Genomic DNA, 23,522 nt, shown 5'->3' with positions numbered 1-23,522 from the left:
TTCGTTCAAAACTTTGAAAGCGACCAGTCATCACGACCGGTTTATTGTGAAGGCCAACGATTCCACAAGGAGGAACCCCATGGCGAAGACCAAGAGCACGACCAAGCCCAAGACCGGCAAGCAGAAGCTTGCAGCGGCGGCACCGTCGGCGCCGAACATCGATATCGGGATCACCCAGGGCGACCGCAAGAAGATTGCCGACGGTCTGTCGCGCTTCCAGGCCGATGCGTTCACGCTCTACCTGAAGACACACAACTTCCACTGGAACGTGACCGGGTCGATGTTCAACTCGCTGCACACCATGTTCGAGACGCAGTACACCGAGCAGTGGGCGGCACTGGACGACGTGGCCGAGCGCATCCGCGCGCTGGGCTTCAATGCCCCGGGCTCCTACCGGGAATTCGCTGCGCTGACCTCGATCGCCGAGGAACCGGGCCTGACCGACAGTGCGGACTGGCGTGAAATGGTACGCCAGTTGGTGGTCGCCAACGAAGCGGTCTGCCGTACGGCACGTGAAGTGCTGGAGGTGGCGGCCAAGGGTGACGATGCCCCGACCGAGGATCTGATGACCCAGCGCCTGCAGACTCACGAGAAGTACGCCTGGATGCTGCGCTCGCTGCTCCAGTAAGGGTTCTGGGGGTCTCGGCAGGGCTGCGCCCTGCACCCGCAGAGGCCGAAGCAACAGCAACTACCAGAGCAAGAGCTGGTTTCCAGTGGGTTGGCGGGGTGGGTCCGGTTGCGGGAGACGCCGTAAACCCGTCCCTGGGGGCTTGGCAGCCGCATCCATGCGGCTGACACTCCCGCAACCGGACCCACCCCGCCCTTGACAGGCTTCCGCGATCTGCCTGCCCTTGTAGAGCCGAGCCATGCTCGGCTCTTTTCGTTTCGATCTCGAAATATTCGATTTCGATGGATTTTGATCCACGCATGGCGTGGATGGCCCAACCGTCACCGGGAAACTGTCGAAGGTGGGGCGCTGTGGGCTTGCAGGACCGTTGGCGCCATGGATGGCGCCATCGAGCCCCCATGGACGGGTTTACGGCGTGTCCTGCAAGCCCACACCGCCCCGCCGAATAAGCAGACACCCCAGAGCCGGCTGTTGCCTTTGACGTTGCACTGGCTTGCAGCAGGTGCAGGGCGCAGCCCTGCCGAACCCCTACCCCTCCCTCCGGGGTAAACTAACCGGATGGCTTCCCGTCCCGCGCACGACCTGCTCCAACGCGTCTTTGGTTACGACGATTTCCGTGGTCCCCAGCAGGACATCGTGGAGCATGTGGCTGCCGGTCACGATGCCCTGGTGCTGATGCCCACCGGCGGCGGCAAGTCGCTGTGCTACCAGGTCCCGGCCCTGCTGCGTGACGGATGTGGCATCGTCATCTCGCCGCTGATCGCGCTGATGCAGGACCAGGTCGAAGCCCTCCGCCAGCTCGGCGTGCGTGCCGAGTACCTGAATTCAACCCTGGATGCCGAGACCGCCGGCCGCGTCGAGCGCGAACTGCTCGCCGGTGAGCTGGACATGCTCTATGTCGCGCCCGAGCGGCTGCTGACCGGTCGCTTCCTGTCGTTGCTGTCACGCAGCCGGATCGCCCTGTTCGCCATCGACGAAGCGCACTGCGTCTCGCAGTGGGGTCATGACTTCCGTCCCGAGTACCGCCAGCTGACCGTGCTGCACGAGCGCTGGCCGCAGATTCCGCGGATCGCGCTGACCGCCACCGCCGATCCGCCAACCCAGCGCGAGATCGCCGAGCGCCTCGATCTGCAGGAAGCGCGCCATTTCGTCAGCTCCTTCGACCGCCCCAACATCCGCTACACCGTGGTGCAGAAGGACAATGCCCGCAAGCAGCTGACCGATTTCCTGCGCGGCCACCGTGGCGAGGCGGGCATCGTCTACTGCATGTCACGGCGCAAGGTTGAGGAGACCGCTGAATTCCTCTGCGGCCAGGGCTTCAACGCCCTGCCCTACCACGCCGGCCTGCCCCCGGAAGTGCGTGCCAACAACCAGCGCCGCTTCCTGCGCGAGGATGGCATCGTGATGTGCGCCACCATTGCCTTCGGCATGGGTATCGACAAGCCGGACGTGCGCTTCGTGGCGCATACCGACCTGCCCAAGTCGATGGAAGGCTACTACCAGGAAACCGGCCGCGCCGGCCGTGATGGCGAGGCCGCCGAAGCCTGGCTGTGCTACGGCCTGGGCGACGTGGTGCTGCTCAAGCAGATGATCGAGCAGTCCGAGGCCGGCGAAGAACGCAAGCTGCTGGAACGGGGCAAGCTCGACCACCTGCTGGGCTACTGCGAATCCATGCAGTGCCGTCGCCAGGTGCTGCTGGCCGGTTTCGGCGAGACCTATCCCCAGCCCTGCGGCAATTGCGACAACTGCCTGACGCCACCCGCCTCGTGGGACGCGACCATTCCGGCGCAGAAGGCGCTGAGCTGCGTCTACCGCAGCGGCCAGCGTTTCGGCGTCGGCCATCTGATCGACGTTCTGCGTGGCAGCGAGAACGAGAAGGTGAAGCAGCAGGGCCACGACAAGCTCAGCACCTATGCGATCGGCCGCGATCTGGATGCGCGCACCTGGCGCAGCGTGTTCCGCCAGCTGGTCGCCGCCAGCCTGCTGGAAGTGGACAGCGAGGGCCACGGTGGCCTGCGCCTGACCGACGCCAGCCGCGACGTGCTGACCGGCCGCCGCCAGATCAGCATGCGCCGCGACCCGGCCAGCAGCACCAGCGGGCGCGAGCGCAGCGCGCAGCGTACCGGCCTGTCGGTGCTGCCGCAGGACCTGGCCCTGTTCAATGCGCTGCGCGGCCTGCGTGCCGAACTGGCCCGCGAACAGAACGTACCGGCCTTCGTGATCTTCCACGACAGCACCCTGCGCAACATCGCCGAGCAGCGCCCGACCAGCCTGGACGAACTGGCCCGGGTCGGCGGCATCGGTGGTACCAAGCTGAGCCGCTACGGCCCACGCCTGGTCGAGATCGTGCGCGAAGAGGGCTGACGGTATCGCGTTGCGGCGCTGCGCGGCCGCCGGGCATCGTCCCAACGGCGCGCGGGCGCCCTGGTGCGGGTCCAACCTTGAACCGGCCATTCAGCCGGAAGTGCATCGGCGCCCACTTGCAGCTAGATTAGCGCCATGTCCCTGGCCTCGACCCTGCTCCGTGTCGTGCTCATGCTCAGCCTGTTGCTCAACGGGCTGAACGCGGCCATGGCCAGCGGTCACGAGGAAATGGGGCGGATGGCACATGCCGTCGCGGCCGCCGTAGATGGCGGTGACCCCGACTGCCACCACCACGCCGCCATGCAGGCCGACGAGGCCCCGCAGGCCAAGGCCCCCGCCCACGACGCCCACTGCCAGATCAAGGACTGCGTGCGCAGCTGTGCCCAGCACCCGTTGCTGGTCGTGCAGCCGTTGCCGTTCATGGCCGGCCCGGCGCTCTCGCTGGCCCCGCAGCCGATGCCGGCCAACGGCCGTCCGGCGCCGCCGCTGCCGCCGATCTCCCGCCCTCCCATCGGCTGATTCCACATGCACCGTGCGCCCTGCGCACCGTAGCCGGCCACCTGCCGGCGTCTTTACGTGTCTGGAGTCACCACCATGAATACCCGCATTCCCCCCGGTCCGGGCGCTGTGCCCATGCCGTCGCGCCGCCTGTTCGTGCAGGGCCTGGCCGCCGGTGGCGTGGTTGCCGGCATCGCCGCTGTCGGCGTGCCGCAGCGCGCGCTCGCTGCCGCCACTGCCGCCCCACGCCTGGCCGGCGCCCCCGCCGTGCTCAGCGACACCCGTATCGAACTGGCCATCGGCGAATCGCTGGCCAATTTCACCGGCCGCACCCGCCCGGCGATCACCGTCAACGGCTCGCTGCCGGCACCGATCCTGCGCTGGCGCGAAGGCCAGACCGTGGACCTGTTCGTGCGCAACACCCTGGAACGCCACCCGACCTCGATCCACTGGCACGGCATCCTGCTGCCGGCCAACATGGACGGCGTGCCCGGCCTGAGCTTCAACGGCATCGGCCCCGGCGAGACCTACCACTACCACTTCGAACTGAAGCAGTCGGGCACCTACTGGTACCACAGCCACTCGATGTTCCAGGAACAGGCCGGCCTGTACGGCGCGCTTATCATCGATCCGGCCGAACCGGCGCCCTACCGGCACGATCGCGAGCACGTGATCATGCTGTCCGACTGGACCGACATGGACCCTGGCGCGCTGTTCCGCCGCATGAAGAAGCTCGCCGAGCATGACAACTACTACAAGCGCACCCTGCCCGACTTCCTGCGTGACGTGAAGCGCGAGGGCTGGTCAGCCGCGCTGTCCGACCGTGGCATGTGGGGGCGGATGCGGATGACGCCGACCGACATCTCCGACATCAACGCGCACACCTACACCTACCTGATGAACGGCACCGCCCCAGCCGGCAACTGGACCGGGCTGTTCCGCAGCGGCGAGAAGGTGCTGCTGCGTTTCATCAACGGCGCCTCGATGACCTACTTCGATGTGCGCATCCCCGGCCTGAAGATGACCGTGGTGGCCGCCGACGGCCAGTACATCCATCCGGTCAGCATCGACGAATTCCGCATCGCGCCGGCCGAGACCTACGACGTGCTGGTCGAACCCACCGGCCAGGACGCCTTCACCATCTTCTGCCAGGACATGGGCCGCACCGGCTACGCCGCCGGCACGCTGGCGGTGCGCCACGGGCTGCAGGCCCCGATTCCCGCGCGCGACCCACGCCCGTTGCTGACGATGAGCGACATGGGGCACGACATGGGCAGTGGTGGCCATGGTGGCCACGACATGGCCGCGATGAAGGGCATGGAAGGTGGCTGCGGCGCCAGCATGGGCCACGGTGCGCACGGCGGTGGCGATGCTGCCGGCAAGGCACCGAAGCATCCGGCCAGCGAGCGCAACAACCCGCTGGTGGACATGCAGAGCTCGGCCACCGAACCGAAGCTGGACGACCCCGGCATTGGTCTGCGCGACAACGGACGCCAGGTGCTGACCTACGGCGCGATGCGCAGCCTGTTCGAGGATCCCGATGGCCGCGAGCCAAGCCGCGAGATCGAATTGCACCTGACCGGCCACATGGAAAAATTCTCCTGGTCGTTCGATGGCATCCCGTTCGCCAGCGCCGAACCGCTGCGGCTGAACTACGGCGAGCGCATGCGCATCGTGCTGGTCAACGACACCATGATGCAGCACCCGATCCACCTGCACGGCGTGTGGAGTGATCTGGAAAACGCCCAGGGCGAGTTCCAGCTGCGCAAGCACACCATCGACATGCCACCCGGCACGCGCCGCAGCTACCGCGTACGCGCCGATGCGCTCGGCCGCTGGGCCTACCACTGCCATCTGCTGTACCACATGGAAGCGGGCATGATGCGCGAAGTGAGGATCGAAGAATGAGCCGCTCACTGCTTTCCCCCAGCCTGCTGGCCCTGGGTCTGGCCGGCGCATTGCCGGTCTTCGCGCAGTCACACGCCGGCCATGACATGGCTGCGATGGACGCGCCCGCAAAGACCGTCAACGCACCAGTCGAACAGGTCGATCATTCGAAGATGGATCATTCGAAGATGGATTCGGGCGCGATGGACCACTCGGCCATGGACCGCTCGAAGATGGACCATGGCGCGATGCAGCCAGCGGCGATGGACCATTCGCAGATGGACCATGCGGCGATGGGTCACGGCACGCCCGCACCCACCGAACCGCGTGAGCCGATTCCGGTCCCCACCGATGCCGACCGTGCCGCCGCATTCCCGCCCATCGCCCACGGTGCAATGGAGCATGCGCCGGAGATCAACAGCTTGCTGCTGATCGACCGCCTCGAACACTGGGACGGCAAGGACAGCAACGGCCAGGCCTGGGAGGCCACGGGCTGGATCGGCGGCAACATCAACCGCCTGTGGCTGCGCACCGATGGCGAACGCAGCCGCGGCCGCACCGAGTCGTCATCGCTGGAAGCACTGTATGGCCGCAGCGTGTCGCCGTGGTGGGACGTGCTGGTCGGTGTGCGCCAGGACTTCCGCCCGGCCGACTCGCGCACGTGGGCGGCCATCGGCATCCAGGGCCTGGCGCCGTACAAGTTCGAGAGTTCGGCCACGCTGTACCTGGGCTCCGGCGGCCAGGTGCTGGCCAAGGCCGAGGTCGAGTACGACGTACTGCTGACCAACCGCCTGATCCTGCAGCCGCTGCTGGAAGCCACCGTTGCGGCCAAGGATGAACCGGAGTACGGCATTGGTCGCGGACTGAACAAGGTCGAAGCCGGGCTGCGCCTGCGCTATGAGTTCAGCCGTCGCTTCGCGCCGTACATCGGCATCAGCCACGAACGTACATTTGGCGACACCGCCGACTATGCCGGTGACCACGCGCGCGACACGCGTTGGGTGGCGGGCGTGCGCATGTGGTTCTGAGCCGCGGTTCGTGAGCAATGGCCAGCCCCGGCAGCCGCCGGGGCCGGCTACACTGCGCCACGCTCCATTGCAGGCACCGCCATGTCGTTGCAGATCCGCCGCGCCACCCTTGCCGATGTCGACGCGCTGTCGGCCATCGCAATTGCCACCTACAACGAAACCTGGGGCGATTCCTATCCGCCGCAGGAGCTGCACGATTTCCTGCAGGCGCACTACAGCAGCGAACCGCAGCGCATCGAACTGTCCGACCCACGCAGCGCGATCTGGCTGCTGATGGACGGTGATGCCGTGGTCGGCTATCTGGCCGCCGGTGCCAACACCTTGCCGCACACGGATGCACGCGAGGGCGACATCGAACTGAAGCGGTTCTACATCCTGGCTGCACACCAGAACGGCGGCCACGGCGCGCGCCTGATGGATGCGTTCATGACCTGGCTGAACCAGCCGCAGCGCCGCACCCTGTGGGTGGGCGTGTGGGAAGAAAACTTCGGTGCTCAGCGCTTCTATGCGCGCTATGGCTGCAGCAAGGTTGGCGAGTACGACTTCATCGTGGGCGACACCCACGACCGTGAGTTCATCCTTCGGCGGCCGTGATCATGCGCGCCCTGTAAAGTCGAGCCATGCTCGACTGCTTTCCTTTCCGGCCCTTGTAGAGTCGAGCCATGCTCGACTATTGGCGGCAACAGCCAGTCGAGCATGGCCCGACGCTACAAGGAGCGAAGCGCCTAGAAATCGAACAACTCCGACAGGAAGCTCTCCTTCTTCTTTTTCTTGTAGCCGTGGCCACGGTTGTCCTCGTAGCGCTGGCCGAGGTGGCGGGTATCACGGTGCATCACTGGTGGCGGCGCGGACGCCGGCTGAGCCTGCACGGGCGCTGGCGGCGGTACGGCCGCACCTGCACCAGCACGTTCGATGATCTTGTCCAGCTCGCCACGATCAAGCCAGACACCACGGCAGCCCGGGCAATAGTCGATCTCGATGCCGTGGCGTTCGGCCATCTGCAGGGTCTGGGTCGTGCATACGGGGCACAGCATCGGCATTGCTCCTGTCGGTCTGGCAATGACTCTACCTGCCCTGTGATGACTGTGCGGCAACCCATGACCGATGGCACGGGGACTTCCGACGCGTGCCCATGCCACGGCAGTCGCACACACTGGGCCCCTGTTCCGCAAGGAGTGCGTACATGACCAGGTTGTCCCGCCTACCCAACGCCGTGCGCATGGGGCTGGTACTGCTGGGCGTTGGCCTCGGCCTGAACCTGCGCGATATCGCCGCGGCCATCGGCACACCGATTCCCGCACTGCCCATCCCCTATGGCGGCAGCCTGGTGGACAACGCGCTGGCGGCGCTGGTAGCACTCCTGCTGGCCGCGCTGCTGCGCCCCCGTGGAACAAGCCTGCTGGCCAGCCTCGGGCTGCGCGGGAATGGCTGGGGCGGCCCGATGTGGGTGCTGCTGGCCACCCTGCCGTGCTGGCTGGGCCTGGCACTGCTCGGCACATCAAACAAGGCACTGACCGCATTGGACGCCACGATGCTCGCAGTGCTGTTCCCGGTGGCCGAGGAAGTGCTGTTCCGTGGCCTCGGATTCGTCTTGCTGGTGAAGATCGTTCGCGGCCCCTGGCCGTGGCTCGCACTGCCGCAGGCGCTGTTGTTCGGCATGGTCCACTGGCTGGGCTTCGGCGGTTTCGAGGGAGGTGGCACCGCCCTGTTCGTCGGCGCGGTGATCGCTCTGGGCGGCTTCATCTTCGCCTGGCTCGACCACCTCGACGGTGACACTCTGTGGTGCGGCCTGGTCCTACACGTTTCGATGAACCTGGCCTGGAATGCGTTCAGCCTTGATGACGCCGTTGCACTGGGCTGGCAGGCTACCGGCCTGCGCATCGGCACCGCCCTGCTCGCGGTCGCGGTGCTGGCCTGGCACGTTCGGCTCCGGCGCCAGAGAGACCTGTAACGCCCGCTTAGCTTGCCGTGCACGCCGGGATCACCACCGGCTTGCGCATACTTGCGCGCCTTTTCACCGTTGCTGTCCGGAGTTGCCGCGTCATGTTGCTGTCCAAGCGCCACGTCGAACCCCGCGTCCTGCTGATCGAGGACGCGGAGGAAACCCGCGAACTGAGCCGGCTGGCGCTGGAAAGCCAGGCCTGCCACGTGGTGGGCGTGAGCTCCGCCGAAGCGGCACTGGGTCTGCTGGCCGCCGGGGAGCGTTTCGATCTGCTGTTCACCGACGTCAATCTGGGCCTGATCAGTGGCATTGAAGCCGCCAACCGGGTTCGCAGTCTCTACCCACACCTGCCGATCCTGGTCACCTCGGGCATGGACCAGCACCAGGTGCTGCCGCAACTGCGCGACGGCATCCATTTCCTGCCCAAGCCCTACAACATGAGCGAACTGCTCGATGCCATCCGGCTGTGCTTCCGGCACGCGGATGTGGGCGTGTTGGTCGGGCCAGATGCACAGGCGGCGTGAGCCATTGATCCACGCATGGCGTGGATTGAACAAGGCATCAACCGCCGGTATACGGCCCTTCGCCTGGTATCACCTCCAGCAATGCGCGGGTGATTACCCGCGGGTACACCGTGAGATGGTCCTCACCGTCGATCACCACATTCTCCACCTGCAACTTGCGGCCATTCCGCCCAAGCTGGGCGGCAAAGTCGGCAGTCTGCCGCAGCATGTCGTTCCCGGTTGAGTAACGCGCCCCTGGCTTGTCCGTCTCGTAGCTGCCTACCGACAGCAGCACGCGCGTCGGCTGCGCCGGGATGGCGGCGGCATCCTGCATGCGCGGCAGCCGCAGCTGATCGAACCACAGCGAAGGACTGGACAGGATGTAGGTGCTGAACATGTCCGGCTGGGTGGTTAGCACATAGGCGCCGAACAGAGCGCCATAGGAGTGGCCGGCGAATACGCGCCGTGCCGGGTCTGTGCGGTAGCGCGCATCGACCATCGGCAGCACGTGCGCCGCCAGGAAATCGCGATAGTGCGCGGCACCACCGTAGGTGACGTCATCACTGTAGTACCCCCCGGCGGTACGCGCCGGGTCGCTGGGCGTGTAATCGCGCGAGCGGCTCTGCTTCGAAGTCAGACCCTCCTGCGGCGGCAAACCGACCAGGATGAAGTTCTCGATGTTGATGCCCTGCTGCCCCACCAGATTGCGCACGCTGCGCACCAGCGGGAAGCTGTACAGCGCATCGGTCACGTACAGCACCGGATAGTGCTTTTCAGGGTGCGCGGCATAGTCGGCCGGCAGTGCCACCCATATCGGGTAATCACGCCCAACGGGGTCATGTACGCGCAGCGCTTCCGTATCCGGCAGCACCACGCCCGGCACGGCCGTTGCCGCGCTTTCCTTCGCGTCACTCTGCATTGCCGGTGGCGCCACCGACATCGCGCATCCCGCCAGGGTCAGGCAGGCCACCACACTCCATCCACGCACACGCTGCATCAGCGCCCTCCTGTTGCGGGCGGCGCGCCCGGTGGCGCCGCTACCGCATCCTCACACGCCGTGCGGCGTGGCGCCACGCCAGGTCAGGGCGAGGCCGGCGGCGGTGCCGGGAACAGCGTGCGCAGCGCCTGCAACGCGGCCGGATGATAGATGGTGGCGTGGGTTTCCTCCGGCAGCGGCAGGTACTTCACCAGCGGTGACGGCGAGGCCCGCTGCAGCAGCGTGGCCAGCTGCGCGGCGGAGGCAGCCAGCTCCGGCTGACCACTGCTGGCCAGGAACACGCGCGGCTGCGCGCGCGTCACCGCCGGCAGCTGCTTGGCTGCGCCGGCCAGCATCGTGCCTCGGTTCCACCACAGGCTGGGATCCAGTGCGATGTAGCTGTTGAACAGCGTCGGCTCCTGCAGCAGCGTTTCGACCACGAACAGGCCGGCCAGCGATTCACCGATCAGCGCGCGCTCGTCGGTGGTCGGGTAGCGCTGGCGCACCTGCGGCATCAGCTCTTCGCGCAGGAAGCGGCGGTAGGCCGCCGATCCACCAATACGCGGTGCGATCTTCTGGTCCTGCGGGTCGTTGCTGGGCCCAGTCATGTCGCGACGGCGCTCGGTGTTCTCGATGCCGACCAGCAGGAACGGACGCATGCTGCCGTTGCCGCTCAGCACCTGCACCAGCCCGGCCACATGCAGCAAGTCCTCGCCGATGCCACCGTCGGGCATGTACAGCACCGGCAACGGCGCCTTCGGGTCCAGGCCCCAGGGCTGCGGGCGGTAGACATTGATGCGGCGGGTTTCGCCCAGCGCCTTTGACTCGATGGTGAAGGTCTCGCCGATGACCAGTGGCGAGGCGGCAGCAGGCGACGCGGTTTCGGCGGCCATCAGCGGCGCGGCGGAGACAGCGGACAACAACAGCGACAGCACGATCAAGCGCATGGGGCGGCCCATCCTGGGAAAGTGCCGAGCATAACGCCAAGGCCAAGGCGTCGGCCGATTCGGCATGCCTGCACGTACGCTACAGCGCTGCGCGATGCTTGAACTGTATCGGGAAATGACTGCAATCGCGTTTGCTAACATTCATCGTTTCCTACAAGGAGTTGGGATATGGGGGGCTTCAGCATTTGGCACTGGATCATTCTCCTGGCGGTCGTCCTGATCCCGGTCGGCATCGCAGCCGTCATCGCAGCGATTGTTCTCAGGCGAAAGTAGATCCACGCCATGCGTGGATGCGCATTCTGGGGATGCCTCAAGCGCATCCGCGATGGCGACGGCGCCGACGGCCTGCCCTGGCCGGAAACCGATCTGCCGCCCGCGCGGGAACTCGCGCTGGCACACGCGGAGCGTGCCGCCATTCGCATGCTGACCGTGGTGGAAATGCTGGACGCCGCCGAACGCTACCGGTCGATGGCCACGCCCGACCGCCATCCGGATGAGGGGCTAATCGATCGGTTGTTCCCGCCTGCCGCGGGCTGGCGGAACTGGTGTGCCGGGATATCCGGCCGGCGTAGTCGCCGTTGCATCCAGAACCGGTCCATACTTGGGACGGGCTGGTTGCCAGCCCCTTCGAAACCTACAAGGAGGTTTGCATGTTGAGTGCCGTGCTCATCGGCGCGCTGGCCGCCAGTCCGGCCGCGCCCGTACCGTATGCCGATTGCCTGCTCGGCAACATCCAGCCCGGGCTGTCTGATCGTGCCGTGCAACTGGTGCAGGAGGCGTGTGCTGCAAAGCATCCGGAGAGCTTCGCGGCAGCAATGGAGCTGGAACGCAGGACCAGTCTGCAGCGGCTCACCAATTTCGAGGCGGCAAGAGCGGAGGCGGCACGTTCCGCGAATGCGGCAGCAACGGCCGCACAGGAGGCTGCTGACGCGGCGGCCGCTAAAGCGAAGACTGCGCGGACGAAGTAGTTGCCCTGGACGAGCGCCACAAAAAAGGCACCGCATTGCGGTGCCTTTCTGAATGACCTGGGTCATGGGATGCAATGGTGGGCCGTGAAGGATTCGAACCTTCGACCAAAAGATTAAAAGAAAGCTGGCGCTTCCTTTGAAAACAACCGGTTGCGCCGCTCTATTTTTCCGCCCATCGAGCGTGGAACCATTGCAGGTCCTAAGCTCACTCGACAATTTTTCCGGCGTCTCAAGCGATATGCACGGGATCCACGACCTAGACTCCACCGTTTGACGTGGGTTGCCGAGCCGTTGGCGAACTGGTGTGCCGCGACGTACAACCATCGTGAGCGTGCGGTCGGGAACGGCAATGAGAAAGGCGCCCAGGCGCCTCCTCACAATCCAGCGGCAAATCAGGAGCGCTGCACGTTGGAATCCAGCCACGCCTGCACGCCCTGCAGCTCGGCCCCGATCTTCGCATTGAAGGTTCGCTCCACATCCCACGCAACGCCCCTCCCTTGGGCAAAGGCCGCGCGATACTTCTTTATCATGTTGCCCGGGTCGTTAGCCAGTTCCTGCATGAGCTGGGGTACACCCCAGATCGTCAGCTCGAAAGGTTCGCCGAACGCCTTCTGCAGAATATCCGGAAGGTCGCCGTAGCGGATGGTGTCACCTGCCAGATACACGATCTCGTTGCGGATCGCAGGTGTGTGGAACACGATGCGCGCTGTCATTGCGCCGATATCATCCGGCGTGGTCAAGGTGACAGCGTTGCTCGCCGAGCCCAGGGCGTTCACTTTATGCCCAATCAGGTCGACCACGCCGAAGTCGGGCTCGAAGAGGTAACTGGTGAACATTCCAGTAGAGATGATCACCCAATCCATCGCAGTCTGCGAACGCAGATACTCGCGCACGTCCAGCTGGGCGTCGAACAGATCCTGGGGGCCACCGCGCCCAATGGCATCGAAATCGACACCGAACTGCCAAGGGAAGTAGCGGGGAATACCAGACTTCACCGCCGCACGCGCGACCTTCATTGGCGTATCGCGGCCTGCGGCATAGCCGGTGCATCCAATCACTGTGTCGAACTGCGCGAAGGTGGCCGCCAACGCTTCTACTGATTCAGTTACCAGATCGCCAGCAACGATATTCACCCCCAAGGAGCGGATTTCATCAACCACCCGCTGCTTCTCCGGCCGTCCTGAGTCGATCGACGTCGCCCGTAGCATCACACTGATCTGTGTGCCTGGATGACTTACGGCCAAACGTGCAAGGTTCCGGATGACAGGCATTCCAAGCTCGCCTGCGCCGAGCACCAGGATCGACCGAGAGGGGGTAGTGCTGATATGAGATGACATGGAAATCGCCCTGTGTGTGTACGATGGCGGCGATTCTGCTCGCCTACTGGCCCACACGTAAGAAGGCACATCGATGATACCGACCGCACCGTTCATGAGTCCGGAAGAACTGCTAAGGCACTCTCAAGCCATATGCGACGGGATGAGCGAGGACGAAGATGGACTGCGCCGGGAGGTTTTAGCGCACGCTGGTAGCCGCTGGTCCCTGGGCATCATCCATGCGCTTGGCGTGTATGGAACGCTGCGTCATGCCGAGGTCGCACGACGGATGAAGGGGATCACCCAGCGCATGCTTACGCGCACCCTCCGGCAATTGGAGCGTGACGGGTTGATCAGCCGGGAGGATTTCCACGAAGTACCGCCACATGTGGAGTACAGCATCACAGCGCTGGGCAAGGACCTTCTTGTACTGATGATTCCCATGTGGACATGGGTAGTGGCTCATGCGGAGGAATTCCGCCAATGTCGGCAGAATTTTGATTCTTCAGACGGGAAATGAAGATGCACTGTCCGTTCCACGGGATCGCCGAAGGTGACGATGAACTGCCGGTGGTTCAACCGCCCGGAAGGAGGAACGCACTTGAGCGTGGAACCACTTAATTTTTCCGGAAATATGAAAAAGGCGCCGCAAGGGCGCCTAAGTCGTTGATGCAATTGGTGGGCCGTGAAGGATTCGAACCTTCGACCAAAAGATTAAAAGTCTTCTGCTCTACCGACTGAGCTAACGGCCCATTGCACTGCCCCAGCCTTTCGGCGGGGTGGGCATTCTACCCTACTTTGCCGGGCCGGGTGAAACCCTGGTGCGTCGAGGTTGCCGGCCAGCGGCCGGCACTACCCGATCTGGGCGGCCGACCTAAACCTTTCGGACCAAGGCTGCATCTCATCTGCGATCCTTCCCCCGGAGCTGTGGATGCGCCTGCCCTTCTGCCTCATTGCCGCCCTTCTGCTGCCCTGCACGGCACTGTCCGCCCCGTCCCACGTAGTCACCGACGACATCGGCCGCTTCTGGGCCACCTATGACGCTGTGCGCGCCGAGTCCGACGTCGAGCGCCAGGTCGCACTCGTGCAGGAGCGCTACATCGATCCGGGCAGCCCCGGCCTGCATGCACTGATGCAGGTGCGCAACTACACTGCCCGCGAATACGCCGCAGCCATGCGGGCCTGGCCGCGCTTCTGGGCTTCGGTGCGACCGCTCACCGCCGATGCGCAGGAGGCCAGCGCCACACTGGAACGGGACCTGGCCGCCTTCCGCACGCTCTACCCCGCCCTGCGCCCGGCCACCATCACCTATGCCGTGGGCGTGCTGCGCACCGGCGGCACCACGCTGGGTGACAAGGTGCTGATCGGAGCCGAGATGGCGCTGGGCGATGAGCGCGTGGACGTGAGCGAATTGCCGGCGAACATGCGCGATCGCCTGCGGATCTTCTACGACAGCCGGCCGGGCGCAAACAACGCGCAGAACAACCTGCATGAGTACGTGCATACCCAGCAGCGCGAGACCACCGGCAGCCTGGCGCAGTACGCGGTGCGCGAAGGGGTGGCGGAGTATGTGGCCGAACGTCTGAGCGGGCGTCGGCCGGCGTTGCCTCTGTACAGCTACGGGCCGGCGCACGAAGCGGAAATCCGCACGCGCTTCATTGCCGAGATGGACGGGAACAACCTGGACAACTGGCTGTACAACAGCGCCCGCAATGCGTTCGGGGTGAGTGATCTGGGCTACTACGCCGGCTACCGTATCGCCCAGGACTACATGCGCCAGCAGGCCGACGAGAGAGCCGGCATCGCGCGGATGATCGAGCTGGACTATGCCGATCCGAGTGCGGTGCGGGCGTTTATTGAAGCGTCGGGGTGGTTGCAGGCCCGGTAGACCAAGGAGTGCGAACCAGCGGTTCGCACCCACCGAGGCAGTGACTGCGCGGTCAGGCGTACAGCGTCGGGTCCGGCACGCCGGCTTCGGCGAAGCCCTGCGCGCGCAGGCGGCAGGCGTCGCAGTGGCCGCAGGCGGCGCCGTTGGTGTCAGCGTTGTAACAGGACACGGTCAAGCCAAAGTCCACGCCCAGGCGCACGCCTTCGCTGACGATCTGGCCCTTGCTGAGGAACTGCAGCGGCGCATGCACCTTGATGCCCGCCCCCTCCACGCCGGACTTGGTGGCCAGGTTGGCCAGCGCCTGGAACGCGGCCACGAACTCGGGGCGGCAGTCCGGATAGCCGGAATAATCCACGGCGTTGACGCCGCAGAAGATGTCGTTGGCACCGAGCACTTCGGCCCAGCCCAACGCCAGCGACAGCATGATGGTGTTGCGCGCAGGCACGTAGGTGACCGGGATGCCGGCACCGCCGGCCTCGGGCACGTCGATGTCGTCGGTCAGTGCCGAGCCGCCGATGCTGCGCAGGTCCACGTCCACGGTCTTGTGCGCGACCACGCCCTGGGCCTTGGCCACGCGGGCGGCGGCATCCAGTTCGGAGGTATGGCGCTGGCCATACCGCACGCTCAGCGCATGCACGGCGAAGCCCTGTTCCTGGGCCATGGCGATGACGGCGGCTGAATCCATGCCGCCGGAGAGAAGCACGACTGCCTTCTTCATGGGAAAAACATCCGGTTGGGAGGGGAAAGCCAGCACGCTGTCCCGCGCCGGAGCTACATCAGGGAACGTTGCCTGGGCTCATCGGCCCGGCTCGTCGTTCCACAGGATTTTATGCAACTGCATCTGGAAGCGCACCGGCAGCCGGTCTTCGACGATCCAGTCGGCCAGCTGCCGCGCGGTGATCTCGCCCTTGCTGGGCGAGAAGAACACGGTGCAGCGCTTGACCAGATCGTGCTCGACCAGAAGGGCCTTGGCCCAGTCGTAGTCCTCGCGGCTGCAGATGACGAACTTGATCTGGTCGCGTGCGGTCAGCAGCGGCAGGTTTTCCCAGCGGTTGCGCGCCGCTTCGGCCGAACCCGGGGTCTTGATGTCGACCACCCGCGATACGCGTGGGTCTACCGCGCTGACGTCCAGCGCACCGGAGGTTTCCAGCGAGACATCCATGCCGGCATCGCACAGCTTCTGCAGCAACACCAGGCAGCGCTTCTGCGCCAGCGGCTCGCCGCCCGTCACGCAGACGTGGCGCACGCCTTGGGCCAGCACCTCGGCCACGATGTCGTCGATGTCCCACCAGGTGCCGCCATGGAAGGCATAGGCGGTATCGCAGTACTGGCAGCGCAGCGGGCAGCCGGTCAGGCGTACGAACACGGTCGGCCAGCCGGCGGTATCGGCTTCGCCCTGCAGCGAGGTGAAGATCTCGGTGATCTTCAGGCGCGGCAGTGGCGACTGCACGATGTCGCTGGGGGTGGCGACGGCGTTGGACGGAGTAACGGCGGTCATGGCAAACAATTCTTCATGGGACGGGCGACCGATTTATCGGCGCCGGAAACGAAAGCAGCCGAGCATGGGCTCGGCTCTACAGGAGGCTGCCGGAAATCAGCCCAGCGCCACGGTACGCATTGTACGCCCGGTCAGCGGATCAGCGGATCTGCTTGCCGAGGCGGATGGACTGCAGACGGTCCTGCGCGGTGCGCGCGGCGTCCGAGCCCGGGTACTGCGCCACGACGGTCTCCAGCGTCTGCTGGGCCTGGTCGACCTTGCCCTCGCCATACTGCGAGAGGCCGACCTTGAGCAGGCCGCCAGCGGCCTTGTCGTGGGTTGGATAGCGCGACAGCAGTTCGCGGAACTGGGTCTCGGCCATCGGGAAATTGCGGGTGGCGTAGTAGCTCTCGCCCAGCCAGTACAGTGCGTTCGGCGCGTAGACGCCGTTCGGGTACAGCTGCAGGAAGCTCAGGAACAGCTGCGCTGAATCATCGTACTTGCCGGCCTTCAGCGAATCGAAGGCGACATTGTAGGAGGTCCGCTCATCGCCGGTGGCGGCAAGACTGCCGGCATCACCATGGACGGAAGGCGGCCGCTCGGAAGTGGCCGCCGCTGCGGGTTTTGCCGGGGCCGGAGCGGCCTTCGGCGCGCTCGCCGGAACGGGCGGCAGGGCCGGGGCGGCATTGCCCCCTTCCAACCGGTTCAGGCGGCTGTCCAGATCCAGGTACTGATCCTGGGCGGACTGCTTGAGCTGGGCATTGTCGTGCTGCAACTGCTCGATCGAGGCCTGCAGGCTGGTGACCTGCTGCCGCAGCTGGTTGATCTGGTTCAACAGGTCCTGGTTGGCACTGTTGTTGTACATCTGCTGCTCGAGCGCGCCGACACGGTCAGCCAAGCTCTGTCGCTGTGCATGCGCCGGCGCGGCAGCCACGAGGGCTGCCGCAACGACCAGCATCAATTTGATGCCAATGCGCATGGATTACTGCGCGGTGTAGACGATTTCGACGCGACGGTTCTGCGACCAGCAGGACTCGTTCGACTCGGTGCAGACCGGACGCTCTTCACCGTAGGAAACGACGGTCAGCTGCGAAGCCGAGCCACCGTTGGCCTGCAGGGCCGAGTTGACGCCGTTGCCACGACGCTCACCCAGGGCCTGGTTGTACGCGCGCGAACCGCGCTCGTCGGTGTGGCCCTGCAGGGTGATGCGCGAGGACGGACGGTCACGCAGGTACTTGGCGTGGCAAGCCATGATGGCCTGGAATTCCGGCTTCACGTCTTCCTTGTCCAGGTCGAAGTAGACAACGCGCTGGCGCAGGCAAGCGTCGGTGTCCAGGTCGCCCGGGCCGTACAGGCCCGAGGTCGACGGACCGGTCGGGGTGGTGGTCGAGGTGCCGGTGTCAACCGGGGCTGCCGGCTCTTCCTTCACCTTCTTCGAGCAACCGGCCAGGACGGCCACAGACAGCAGGGAAACAAGCAGAACGCGGGTGGACTTGTTCATGGCGATACCTTTGTGGCTCCTAGGCCGATGAGGGGTTCAAGACAACGAAAATATTAACACTCTTTTAGCGCTGGGTACGGTATGGGGACCATGCCGGTTCGCGCACATCACCATCGGCCAGGACCAGGCGCTGGCGGACCCGCGCATCGGCCGAGACGGCATACAAAACACCACGGCCACCTTCGCGGGCGGCATACAACACCATGCTTGCGTTGGGCGCAAAGCTCGGCGATTCATCCAGCGAACCCGGGGACAGCGTGCTCCAGCGCGGCGAACCCAGCGAGCTGTCCATCATCGCGATCTTGTAGCTGTTGCCCGAGCCCTGGGCGACGGCGATCTTCTTGCCGTCGTAGGAGACCGAGGGCTTGGCATTGTAGTTGCCCTGGAAGGTCACGCGCTCGGCGCTGCCACCGCCCGCGCCGACCTTGTAGACCTGCGGACGGCCACCACGGTCGGAGGTGAAGTACACCGCGCTGCCGTCCGGTGCCCAGGTCGGCTCGGTATCGATGGCGAAGTGGTTGGTCAGCTGGGTCAGCTGCTTGCTGCCCAGGTCCATCACGTAGATTTCCGGATTGCCCGAACGCGACAGGGTCAGGGCCAGCTTGCGGCCGTCCGGGGAGAACGCCGGGGCGCTGTTGATGCCGCGGAAGCTGGTGACCAGCTCACGCGCACCGGTGCCGATGTTCTGGATGTAGATGGCCGAATTGCCACGCTCGAAGCTGACGTAGGCCAGCTTGCTGCCATCCGGGCTCCACGACGGCGACAGCAGCGGCTCGGCCGAACGCACGATGGTCTGCGGGTTGTAGCCGTCGGAGTCGGCCACCATCAGCGCATAGCGCATGGCGTCGCCCTTGCCGCTGGCGGTCACGTAGGCGATGCGGGTCCAGAAGGCGCCACGGATGCCGGTGATCTTCTCGTAGATGGCGTCGGCCATCTGGTGGGCAACATCGCGCATGGCATTGCCACGGGCGGTCATCGCCAGGCCCAGCAGGCGCTCGCCCTTGGGCACGTCGAACAGTTCGTATTCGACGCGGTAGGCGCCGGCACCCGCGTCGAGCACGCGGCCGACCACGATGTAGTTCTGCTTCAGCGCGCGCCAGGTGGCGAACTGGATGTCGCCGCCACGCACGGGCTTTTCGACGATCTGCGCTTCCGGCAGCGTGCGGAACTGGCCCGAGCGCTCGAGGTCGGCGCGGACCACGCCGGCGACGTCGGTCTGCGGTGCAGCCGCCGAACCCTGGTAGGGCATCGGCACGATGGTGATCGGCAGAGCGGAAGCATTGCCGCCGATGATGTCGATATCCAGCCCCTTCTGCTGCGCGACGGCAGCAAAGGGCAGCAACAGGGCCGCAAACACGGCAAGCCAGCGAGGCATCTTTTTCATGGAGCGCTCAATAGGGGGAAACCGGAACGAGGGATAGCAAAGCGGAAGTGAACCGCTTCGCAATCATGAACCAAGGGTACGTGAATTCCGGGTCAGTTCCAGCCCGTCCTCTCACGCACCGTTAACGTCGTGGCTAACATCGCACCGTCTGCCCAGGTCACACCGCCCCACAGGACGGTGTTCGACAGCAGCCCACAGCCTGCCCGGTCGAGACCGGGCCTGCCAGAGGCAAGTGCGACATCCGTGGGCGCGGGTAGCCGGGAGCCACCCTGCCCTGCCCGCCTCAGCGATCCTGGGCGGTAAAGGTGAAGTTGAGCGTGCGCGCGAACACCGACTCGAAGCCGCGGTAGGGCAGTGGCTGCGCATTGAGCACGGCGGCCTCGATCGAACGCTTGCCGGCCTCGTCGTACGGGCAGTTCGGGCTGACCTTGGCCTGCATCACCGTGCCACCCGGAATCTGGGTGATGGTGATCTGGCAGCGCTGGCCCAGCGGCACCGTATCCGGGCGCACCCACTGCGACAGCACCTTGGCCTGGATCGCTGCAGCATATTTGGCCGAAAGATCGTCGCTGTTGCCACCACCACCGGCGGCGGGCTGGGAGGCACCGCTGGCGCCGGCGGCGGCACTGCCGGCAGCATTGCGCGCGGCGGCCACCTGGCGCAGCTTCTGCTCGGCCAGCTTGGCTTCCTTCTCGGCCTGCTCGCGGCGGGCACGGATCTCGGCGATCTTCTTCTGCTTCTCGGCCTCGGCCTTGTCAGCGGCCACGCGCTCCTGCTCGGCCTGCTTCTTCTTCTCGTCCGCTTCCTGCTGCTTGGCCAGGCGCAGCTTCTGCTCCGCTTCTTCCTGGCGTTTGCGTTCGGTGAGGTCGATCTGCTCCTGGCGGCGTTTGGCCTCCTGTTCCTGCTTGGCCTTCTCCTGGGAGATGGCCAGCGCACTCACCGCTTCCTGGTCCTTGGTATCCGGCTGTGCGACACGCTCCTGCGCCTGTTGCTGCTGGGGCGTGGGGGCATCCTGCGGGCGCGGCTCGGGAATCGGCTGCGGCGGCGGAATGGTGTCTTCCGGCACCGGGATCGGCTCGGCGACCGGCGGCGGCAGGTCCTCCAGCTTTTCCGACTGGCGCAGGGCCTGGCGCGCGGCGGAGGCCTCGGACGCGGACAGCGCGAGGCTGGCCTCGACCGAGGGGTCGCCGGCGGCGGCATCGGTGTTGCGCTGGGGCGACCACAGCCAGGCCACGATGAAGACCAGCGCGACCAGCAGGTGCACCAGCAACGCCAGCGCCAGGGGCAGGCCCCAGCCGGGTTCGCGCTGATGCGGGGGTGGCAGGGCGTCAGCGTGCATCGGTGGCCAGGCCTACCTTGTCTACCTTGGCGCGCTTGATCACGTCCATCGCGGCGATGACCTTTTCATAGGCCACGGCGCGGTCGGCGGCGACGATCACGCGCACGCCCTTGTCCTGGGCGGCGATGCCGGCCAGGCGGCCTTCCAGTTCCTCGGCAGACACGGCGGTCGGCTCCTTGGCGTCGGGCAGCTTCAGGCTGAGCTGGCCGTCCTGGCGCACCGAGACGATCACCGGGTCCTGCTTGCTCTCCAGCGCCTTGGCGTTGGACTGCGGCAGGTCGACGTCGAAGCTCAGCGTGAGCAGCGGTGCGGTGACCATGAAGATGATCAGCAGCACCAGCATGACGTCGATGTAGGGAACGACGTTGATTTCCGATTTCAGCTTGCGGCGCTTGCGGCGACCGATGGCAGCGGACATGGCTTGGACTCCCGGGTCAGGCGCTTACTCGTCGCCAGCGCTCTGGCGCTGCAGGATGGAGCTGAACTCTTCGGCGAAGGTCTCGAACCGCACCGACATACGCTCCACGCGCGTGGTGAAGCGGTTGTAGGCCCACACCGCCGGGATCGCTACGAACAGGCCGATGGCGGTGGCGAACAGGGCTTCGGAGATGCCCGGGGCGACGGCGGCGATGCCGGCCTGCGCACCGCTGCTGATCATGTCGTGCATGGTCACCATGATGCCGAACACGGTACCGACCAGGCCCACGTACGGGGCGGTCGAGCCGATGTTGGCCAGCAGTTCCAGGTTGCGCTCAAGCTGGTCCACTTCGCGGGTATAGGTAGTGCGCATGGCACGCTGCGCGCCTTCCAGCTGCGCACGGCCATCCAGACGGCGCTTGTCACGCAGGCGGGTGTATTCGCGGAAACCGGCTTCGAAGATCGCTTCCAGGCCGCCGACATTGCGGCTGCGGTCGGTGGCCGAGCTGTACAGCTTGCCCAGATCGGCGCCGGACCAGAAGCGGTTCTCGAACTCGTCGGCTTCGCGGGTGGCCTGCTTGAACACGCGGGCCTTGCGGAAAATGATCACCCAGCTGACGAACGAGCCGACCAGCAGCAGCAGCACGATGATCTTCACCGGCAGGCTGGCCTTGGCCATCAGTTCGAGGTAGTTGATGCCGCCGCCGGTGGTGGCCTGGGCAAGGGTCTGGGTCGCGGCGTTGCTGACGTCGGCCGGCAGTGCCTCGGTGACCGTGGCCTGCAGGGCCAGGAGCGTTGCGATCATCCGTTGTTCCTCAATGTTCGGATTCGGGGTGGAGGTGGGGTTGCAGCACGGCAAGGACGGCCTCGTCCATGCCGCGCGGGCGGAAACTGGCCGCTTCCAGTGCGGCGATGCGGACCTGCGCCGACAGCAGCAGCTCGCCGTCGCGCAGGATCTGCTGGTCGAAGACCATGCTGGCCTTCTTCAGCTGGACCAGGCGTGCGCTCACCTGCAGGGTGTCATCCAGCCGTGCCGGCTTGATGAAATCCATCTGCATCGAGCGCACCGCGAAGACCATCCCATGCTCGGCGCGCATGCGCTCCTGGCCGTAGCCCAGCGCACGCATCCATTCGGTCCGGGCCCGTTCCATGAAGGCAACGTAGCGGGCGTGGTAGACCACGCCACCTGCGTCGGTATCTTCCCAGTAAATGCGTGTCGGCCAACTGAATAGTGGCTCAACCGACATCGGGAACCTCCGCGAACAGGTCCTGCGGCGGATTCTTCGGCTTCAGGCCCATGTGCCGGTAGGCCTTGTGAGTCGCCATGCGGCCGCGCGCGGTACGCACCAGGAAGCCCTGCTGGATCAGGTACGGCTCGACCACGTCTTCCAGCGTGCCGCGCTCTTCGGACAGTGCTGCGGCCAGCGATTCGATGCCGACCGGGCCGCCATCGAAGTAGTCGACCATGGTCTTGAGCAGGCGGCGGTCAAGCTCGTCGAAGCCCTCCGGGTCGACCTTCAGCATCTGCATGGCAGCCTGTGCCACGGCCTCGTCGATGTGGCCGCCGGCCTTGACCTGCGCGTAGTCGCGCACGCGGCGCAGCAGGCGGTTGGCGATACGCGGGGTGCCACGCGCGCGGCGCGCGATCTCCCCTGCCCCATCGGCGGTGCAGTCGATGGCCAGAATGGCCGCCGAGCGGCGCACGATCCGGGTCAGCTCCTCGACGCTGTAGAACTCCAGGCGCTGGACGATGCCGAAGCGGTCGCGCAGCGGCGCGGTCAGCAGGCCGGCACGGGTGGTGGCGCCAATCAGGGTGAACGGTGGCAGGTCGATCTTGATCGAGCGGGCGGCGGGGCCCTCGCCGATCATGATGTCGATCTGGAAATCTTCCATCGCCGGGTACAGCACTTCCTCGACCACCGGCGACAGGCGATGGATTTCGTCGATGAACAGCACATCGTGCGGCTGCAGGTTGGTAAGCAGCGCAGCGAGGTCGCCGGCTTTCTCGATCACCGGGCCGGAGGTGACCCGCAGGGCCACGCCCAGTTCGTTGGCGATGACATGGCTGAGGGTGGTCTTGCCCAGGCCGGGCGGCCCGAAGATCAGCACGTGGTCGAGCGCGTCGCCACGCCCCTTGGCCGCCTGGATGTAGATTTCCATCTGCTCGCGCACCGGCACCTGGCCGAGGTAGTCGGCAAGGCGCTTGGGGCGGATGCTGGCGTCGGCGGCGTCATCCTCGCGGGTGGCGCCGGCGCCGATGATGCGGTCGTCGGTCATGTGCTGATTATGCGGCAAAAGTGCGGGTTTCGGCCGGGCTGCGCCCGGCACCCGCAGAGGCAACGTCAACGTCAACGTCAACGTCAATTGCGAATCTACTGGGGATGGCGGGGTGGGTCCGGTCGCGGGGGACGCCGTGAACCCGTCCTTGGGGGCTTGGCCGCGGCATCCATGCCGCGGAC

25 protein-coding genes and 1 tRNA gene are annotated in these 23,522 nt (G+C 65.8%); 11 read left to right on the top strand and 15 right to left on the bottom strand.

Annotated features, from left to right (window positions below; genetic code table 11):
* Window positions 1–79 precede the first annotated feature (79 nt).
* From R1H25_RS17650 to R1H25_RS17625, 6 genes are all read left to right on the top strand, one after another.
* Entirely contained in the window at window positions 80–628 is a 549-nt protein-coding gene (locus R1H25_RS17650) for a Dps family protein (protein WP_006385608.1), read from the top strand.
* Window positions 629–1,186: 558 nt separating this feature from the next.
* Window positions 1,187–2,992 carry a DNA helicase RecQ gene (gene recQ, locus R1H25_RS17645; RefSeq protein ID WP_317224210.1) on the top strand — a complete coding sequence of 602 codons (1,806 nt, stop codon included), beginning with the start codon at window positions 1,187–1,189 and terminating at the stop codon, window positions 2,990–2,992.
* 135 nt (window positions 2,993–3,127) lie between these two features.
* Window positions 3,128–3,511, top strand: a complete 384-nt coding sequence (locus R1H25_RS17640) for a CopL family metal-binding regulatory protein (protein WP_317224209.1) — start codon at window positions 3,128–3,130, stop codon at window positions 3,509–3,511.
* 75 nt (window positions 3,512–3,586) lie between these two features.
* Window positions 3,587–5,398 carry a copper resistance system multicopper oxidase gene (locus R1H25_RS17635; protein WP_049447287.1) on the top strand — a complete coding sequence of 604 codons (1,812 nt, stop codon included), beginning with the start codon at window positions 3,587–3,589 and terminating at the stop codon, window positions 5,396–5,398.
* The gene (locus R1H25_RS17630; RefSeq protein ID WP_317224208.1) at window positions 5,395–6,405 is read left to right on the top strand and encodes a copper resistance protein B; all 1,011 of its coding nucleotides are present in this window, start codon (window positions 5,395–5,397) and stop codon (window positions 6,403–6,405) included. Before R1H25_RS17635 ends, R1H25_RS17630 begins: the two co-directional genes overlap by 4 nt.
* 81 nt (window positions 6,406–6,486) lie before the next feature.
* Window positions 6,487–6,999 carry a GNAT family N-acetyltransferase gene (locus tag R1H25_RS17625; protein ID WP_317224207.1) on the top strand — a complete coding sequence of 171 codons (513 nt, stop codon included), beginning with the start codon at window positions 6,487–6,489 and terminating at the stop codon, window positions 6,997–6,999.
* Between the two features lie 131 nt (window positions 7,000–7,130).
* On the opposite strand, the gene R1H25_RS17620 is transcribed toward R1H25_RS17625, so the two are convergent.
* Window positions 7,131–7,439: a zf-TFIIB domain-containing protein gene (locus tag R1H25_RS17620; RefSeq protein ID WP_049447281.1), complete on the bottom strand. Its 309-nt coding sequence runs from the start codon at window positions 7,437–7,439 to the stop codon at window positions 7,131–7,133.
* Between the two features lie 149 nt (window positions 7,440–7,588).
* Here R1H25_RS17620 and R1H25_RS17615 point away from each other — a divergent pair, with 149 nt between their 5' ends.
* Together R1H25_RS17615 and R1H25_RS17610 are read left to right on the top strand one after the other, a co-directional pair.
* Window positions 7,589–8,356 carry a type II CAAX prenyl endopeptidase Rce1 family protein gene (locus R1H25_RS17615; RefSeq protein WP_317224206.1) on the top strand — a complete coding sequence of 256 codons (768 nt, stop codon included), beginning with the start codon at window positions 7,589–7,591 and terminating at the stop codon, window positions 8,354–8,356.
* A gap of 92 nt (window positions 8,357–8,448) precedes the next feature.
* A complete protein-coding gene (locus R1H25_RS17610; RefSeq protein ID WP_049447278.1) occupies window positions 8,449–8,871 on the top strand; it encodes a response regulator in 423 nt (140 codons plus the stop codon).
* Between the two features lie 37 nt (window positions 8,872–8,908).
* Here the strand turns inward: R1H25_RS17610 and R1H25_RS17605 are convergent, their stop codons facing one another.
* Window positions 8,909–9,847: an alpha/beta hydrolase gene (locus R1H25_RS17605; protein WP_241880857.1), complete on the bottom strand. Its 939-nt coding sequence runs from the start codon at window positions 9,845–9,847 to the stop codon at window positions 8,909–8,911.
* Between the two features lie 83 nt (window positions 9,848–9,930).
* Window positions 9,931–10,773, bottom strand: a complete 843-nt coding sequence (locus tag R1H25_RS17600) for an alpha/beta hydrolase-fold protein (protein WP_317224205.1) — start codon at window positions 10,771–10,773, stop codon at window positions 9,931–9,933.
* 650 nt (window positions 10,774–11,423) lie between these two features.
* Here R1H25_RS17600 and R1H25_RS17595 point away from each other — a divergent pair.
* On the top strand, window positions 11,424–11,741 hold the full coding sequence (locus tag R1H25_RS17595; protein ID WP_317224204.1) for a hypothetical protein: 318 nt from the start codon (window positions 11,424–11,426) through the stop codon (window positions 11,739–11,741).
* A gap of 392 nt (window positions 11,742–12,133) precedes the next feature.
* Here R1H25_RS17595 and R1H25_RS17590 read toward each other — a convergent pair whose 3' ends face one another.
* Window positions 12,134–13,078, bottom strand: coding sequence for an aromatic alcohol reductase (locus tag R1H25_RS17590; RefSeq protein ID WP_317224203.1), 945 nt, complete (start codon window positions 13,076–13,078; stop codon window positions 12,134–12,136).
* Window positions 13,079–13,220: 142 nt separating this feature from the next.
* On the opposite strand from R1H25_RS17590, the gene R1H25_RS17585 reads away from it, so the two are divergent.
* Window positions 13,221–13,577 (top strand): helix-turn-helix domain-containing protein, encoded by a 357-nt coding sequence (locus tag R1H25_RS17585; RefSeq protein ID WP_231109319.1) that lies wholly within the window; start codon window positions 13,221–13,223, stop codon window positions 13,575–13,577.
* Between the two features lie 156 nt (window positions 13,578–13,733).
* Here the strand turns inward: R1H25_RS17585 and R1H25_RS17580 are convergent.
* Window positions 13,734–13,809, bottom strand: a tRNA-Lys gene (locus R1H25_RS17580).
* Between the two features lie 179 nt (window positions 13,810–13,988).
* Here R1H25_RS17580 and R1H25_RS17575 point away from each other — a divergent pair.
* Entirely contained in the window at window positions 13,989–14,945 is a 957-nt protein-coding gene (locus tag R1H25_RS17575; RefSeq protein ID WP_317224202.1) for a DUF2268 domain-containing putative Zn-dependent protease, read from the top strand.
* Between the two features lie 52 nt (window positions 14,946–14,997).
* Here the strand turns inward: R1H25_RS17575 and queC are convergent, their stop codons facing one another.
* The 10 genes from queC to ruvB all read right to left on the bottom strand — a co-directional run bounded on the left by queC (window position 14,998) and on the right by ruvB (window position 23,340).
* On the bottom strand, window positions 14,998–15,663 hold the full coding sequence (gene queC, locus R1H25_RS17570) for a 7-cyano-7-deazaguanine synthase QueC (protein ID WP_049441292.1): 666 nt from the start codon (window positions 15,661–15,663) through the stop codon (window positions 14,998–15,000).
* Between the two features lie 78 nt (window positions 15,664–15,741).
* Window positions 15,742–16,443 carry a 7-carboxy-7-deazaguanine synthase QueE gene (queE, locus tag R1H25_RS17565; protein ID WP_049446508.1) on the bottom strand — a complete coding sequence of 234 codons (702 nt, stop codon included), beginning with the start codon at window positions 16,441–16,443 and terminating at the stop codon, window positions 15,742–15,744.
* Window positions 16,444–16,582: 139 nt separating this feature from the next.
* Window positions 16,583–17,401, bottom strand: a complete 819-nt coding sequence (gene ybgF / locus R1H25_RS17560) for a tol-pal system protein YbgF (RefSeq protein WP_054172360.1) — start codon at window positions 17,399–17,401, stop codon at window positions 16,583–16,585.
* Window positions 17,402–17,404: 3 nt separating this feature from the next.
* Complete coding sequence (gene pal / locus R1H25_RS17555) at window positions 17,405–17,923, bottom strand: peptidoglycan-associated lipoprotein Pal (RefSeq protein ID WP_005410748.1); 519 nt, start codon at window positions 17,921–17,923, stop codon at window positions 17,405–17,407.
* A 64-nt stretch (window positions 17,924–17,987) separates the two neighbouring features.
* Window positions 17,988–19,307: a Tol-Pal system beta propeller repeat protein TolB gene (gene tolB / locus R1H25_RS17550; RefSeq protein WP_053443406.1), complete on the bottom strand. Its 1,320-nt coding sequence runs from the start codon at window positions 19,305–19,307 to the stop codon at window positions 17,988–17,990.
* A 283-nt stretch (window positions 19,308–19,590) separates the two neighbouring features.
* The gene (tolA, locus tag R1H25_RS17545) at window positions 19,591–20,646 is read right to left on the bottom strand and encodes a cell envelope integrity protein TolA (protein WP_057501101.1); all 1,056 of its coding nucleotides are present in this window, start codon (window positions 20,644–20,646) and stop codon (window positions 19,591–19,593) included.
* A complete protein-coding gene (tolR, locus tag R1H25_RS17540; RefSeq protein WP_005410751.1) occupies window positions 20,636–21,064 on the bottom strand; it encodes a protein TolR in 429 nt (142 codons plus the stop codon). Before tolR ends, tolA begins: the two co-directional genes overlap by 11 nt.
* 24 nt (window positions 21,065–21,088) lie before the next feature.
* Entirely contained in the window at window positions 21,089–21,868 is a 780-nt protein-coding gene (gene tolQ / locus R1H25_RS17535) for a protein TolQ (RefSeq protein WP_006438802.1), read from the bottom strand.
* Between the two features lie 10 nt (window positions 21,869–21,878).
* On the bottom strand, window positions 21,879–22,310 hold the full coding sequence (gene ybgC / locus R1H25_RS17530; protein WP_049446502.1) for a tol-pal system-associated acyl-CoA thioesterase: 432 nt from the start codon (window positions 22,308–22,310) through the stop codon (window positions 21,879–21,881).
* Window positions 22,300–23,340, bottom strand: coding sequence for a Holliday junction branch migration DNA helicase RuvB (gene ruvB / locus R1H25_RS17525; protein WP_019337543.1), 1,041 nt, complete (start codon window positions 23,338–23,340; stop codon window positions 22,300–22,302). Before ruvB ends, ybgC begins: the two co-directional genes overlap by 11 nt.
* Between the last annotated feature and the right edge of the window lie 182 nt (window positions 23,341–23,522).

The sequence above is a fragment of the Stenotrophomonas veracruzanensis genome (genome assembly GCF_032911525.1).
GTDB lineage: Bacteria > Pseudomonadota > Gammaproteobacteria > Xanthomonadales > Xanthomonadaceae > Stenotrophomonas > Stenotrophomonas africana.
The sequence above is the reverse complement of the archived record's forward strand: the minus strand, read 5'-3'. Positions and strand labels throughout refer to the sequence as shown.

What these genes read in the sequence shown, in the direction of transcription:
- R1H25_RS17650 (WP_006385608.1), top strand. Translation starts at nt 80, where the DNA reads ATGGCGAAGACCAAGAGCACGACCAAGCCCAAGACCGGCAAGCAGAAG.
- recQ (WP_317224210.1), top strand. Translation starts at nt 1,187, where the DNA reads ATGGCTTCCCGTCCCGCGCACGACCTGCTCCAACGCGTCTTTGGTTAC.
- R1H25_RS17640 (WP_317224209.1), top strand. Translation starts at nt 3,128, where the DNA reads ATGTCCCTGGCCTCGACCCTGCTCCGTGTCGTGCTCATGCTCAGCCTG.
- R1H25_RS17635 (WP_049447287.1), top strand. Translation starts at nt 3,587, where the DNA reads ATGAATACCCGCATTCCCCCCGGTCCGGGCGCTGTGCCCATGCCGTCG.
- R1H25_RS17630 (WP_317224208.1), top strand. Translation starts at nt 5,395, where the DNA reads ATGAGCCGCTCACTGCTTTCCCCCAGCCTGCTGGCCCTGGGTCTGGCC.
- R1H25_RS17625 (WP_317224207.1), top strand. Translation starts at nt 6,487, where the DNA reads ATGTCGTTGCAGATCCGCCGCGCCACCCTTGCCGATGTCGACGCGCTG.
- R1H25_RS17620 (WP_049447281.1), bottom strand. Translation starts at nt 7,439, where the DNA reads ATGCTGTGCCCCGTATGCACGACCCAGACCCTGCAGATGGCCGAACGC.
- R1H25_RS17615 (WP_317224206.1), top strand. Translation starts at nt 7,589, where the DNA reads ATGACCAGGTTGTCCCGCCTACCCAACGCCGTGCGCATGGGGCTGGTA.
- R1H25_RS17610 (WP_049447278.1), top strand. Translation starts at nt 8,449, where the DNA reads ATGTTGCTGTCCAAGCGCCACGTCGAACCCCGCGTCCTGCTGATCGAG.
- R1H25_RS17605 (WP_241880857.1), bottom strand. Translation starts at nt 9,847, where the DNA reads ATGCAGCGTGTGCGTGGATGGAGTGTGGTGGCCTGCCTGACCCTGGCG.
- R1H25_RS17600 (WP_317224205.1), bottom strand. Translation starts at nt 10,773, where the DNA reads ATGCGCTTGATCGTGCTGTCGCTGTTGTTGTCCGCTGTCTCCGCCGCG.
- R1H25_RS17595 (WP_317224204.1), top strand. Translation starts at nt 11,424, where the DNA reads ATGTTGAGTGCCGTGCTCATCGGCGCGCTGGCCGCCAGTCCGGCCGCG.
- R1H25_RS17590 (WP_317224203.1), bottom strand. Translation starts at nt 13,078, where the DNA reads ATGTCATCTCATATCAGCACTACCCCCTCTCGGTCGATCCTGGTGCTC.
- R1H25_RS17585 (WP_231109319.1), top strand. Translation starts at nt 13,221, where the DNA reads ATGAGCGAGGACGAAGATGGACTGCGCCGGGAGGTTTTAGCGCACGCT.
- R1H25_RS17575 (WP_317224202.1), top strand. Translation starts at nt 13,989, where the DNA reads ATGCGCCTGCCCTTCTGCCTCATTGCCGCCCTTCTGCTGCCCTGCACG.
- queC (WP_049441292.1), bottom strand. Translation starts at nt 15,663, where the DNA reads ATGAAGAAGGCAGTCGTGCTTCTCTCCGGCGGCATGGATTCAGCCGCC.
- queE (WP_049446508.1), bottom strand. Translation starts at nt 16,443, where the DNA reads ATGACCGCCGTTACTCCGTCCAACGCCGTCGCCACCCCCAGCGACATC.
- ybgF (WP_054172360.1), bottom strand. Translation starts at nt 17,401, where the DNA reads ATGCGCATTGGCATCAAATTGATGCTGGTCGTTGCGGCAGCCCTCGTG.
- pal (WP_005410748.1), bottom strand. Translation starts at nt 17,923, where the DNA reads ATGAACAAGTCCACCCGCGTTCTGCTTGTTTCCCTGCTGTCTGTGGCC.
- tolB (WP_053443406.1), bottom strand. Translation starts at nt 19,307, where the DNA reads ATGAAAAAGATGCCTCGCTGGCTTGCCGTGTTTGCGGCCCTGTTGCTG.
- tolA (WP_057501101.1), bottom strand. Translation starts at nt 20,646, where the DNA reads ATGCACGCTGACGCCCTGCCACCCCCGCATCAGCGCGAACCCGGCTGG.
- tolR (WP_005410751.1), bottom strand. Translation starts at nt 21,064, where the DNA reads ATGTCCGCTGCCATCGGTCGCCGCAAGCGCCGCAAGCTGAAATCGGAA.
- tolQ (WP_006438802.1), bottom strand. Translation starts at nt 21,868, where the DNA reads ATGATCGCAACGCTCCTGGCCCTGCAGGCCACGGTCACCGAGGCACTG.
- ybgC (WP_049446502.1), bottom strand. Translation starts at nt 22,310, where the DNA reads ATGTCGGTTGAGCCACTATTCAGTTGGCCGACACGCATTTACTGGGAA.
- ruvB (WP_019337543.1), bottom strand. Translation starts at nt 23,340, where the DNA reads ATGACCGACGACCGCATCATCGGCGCCGGCGCCACCCGCGAGGATGAC.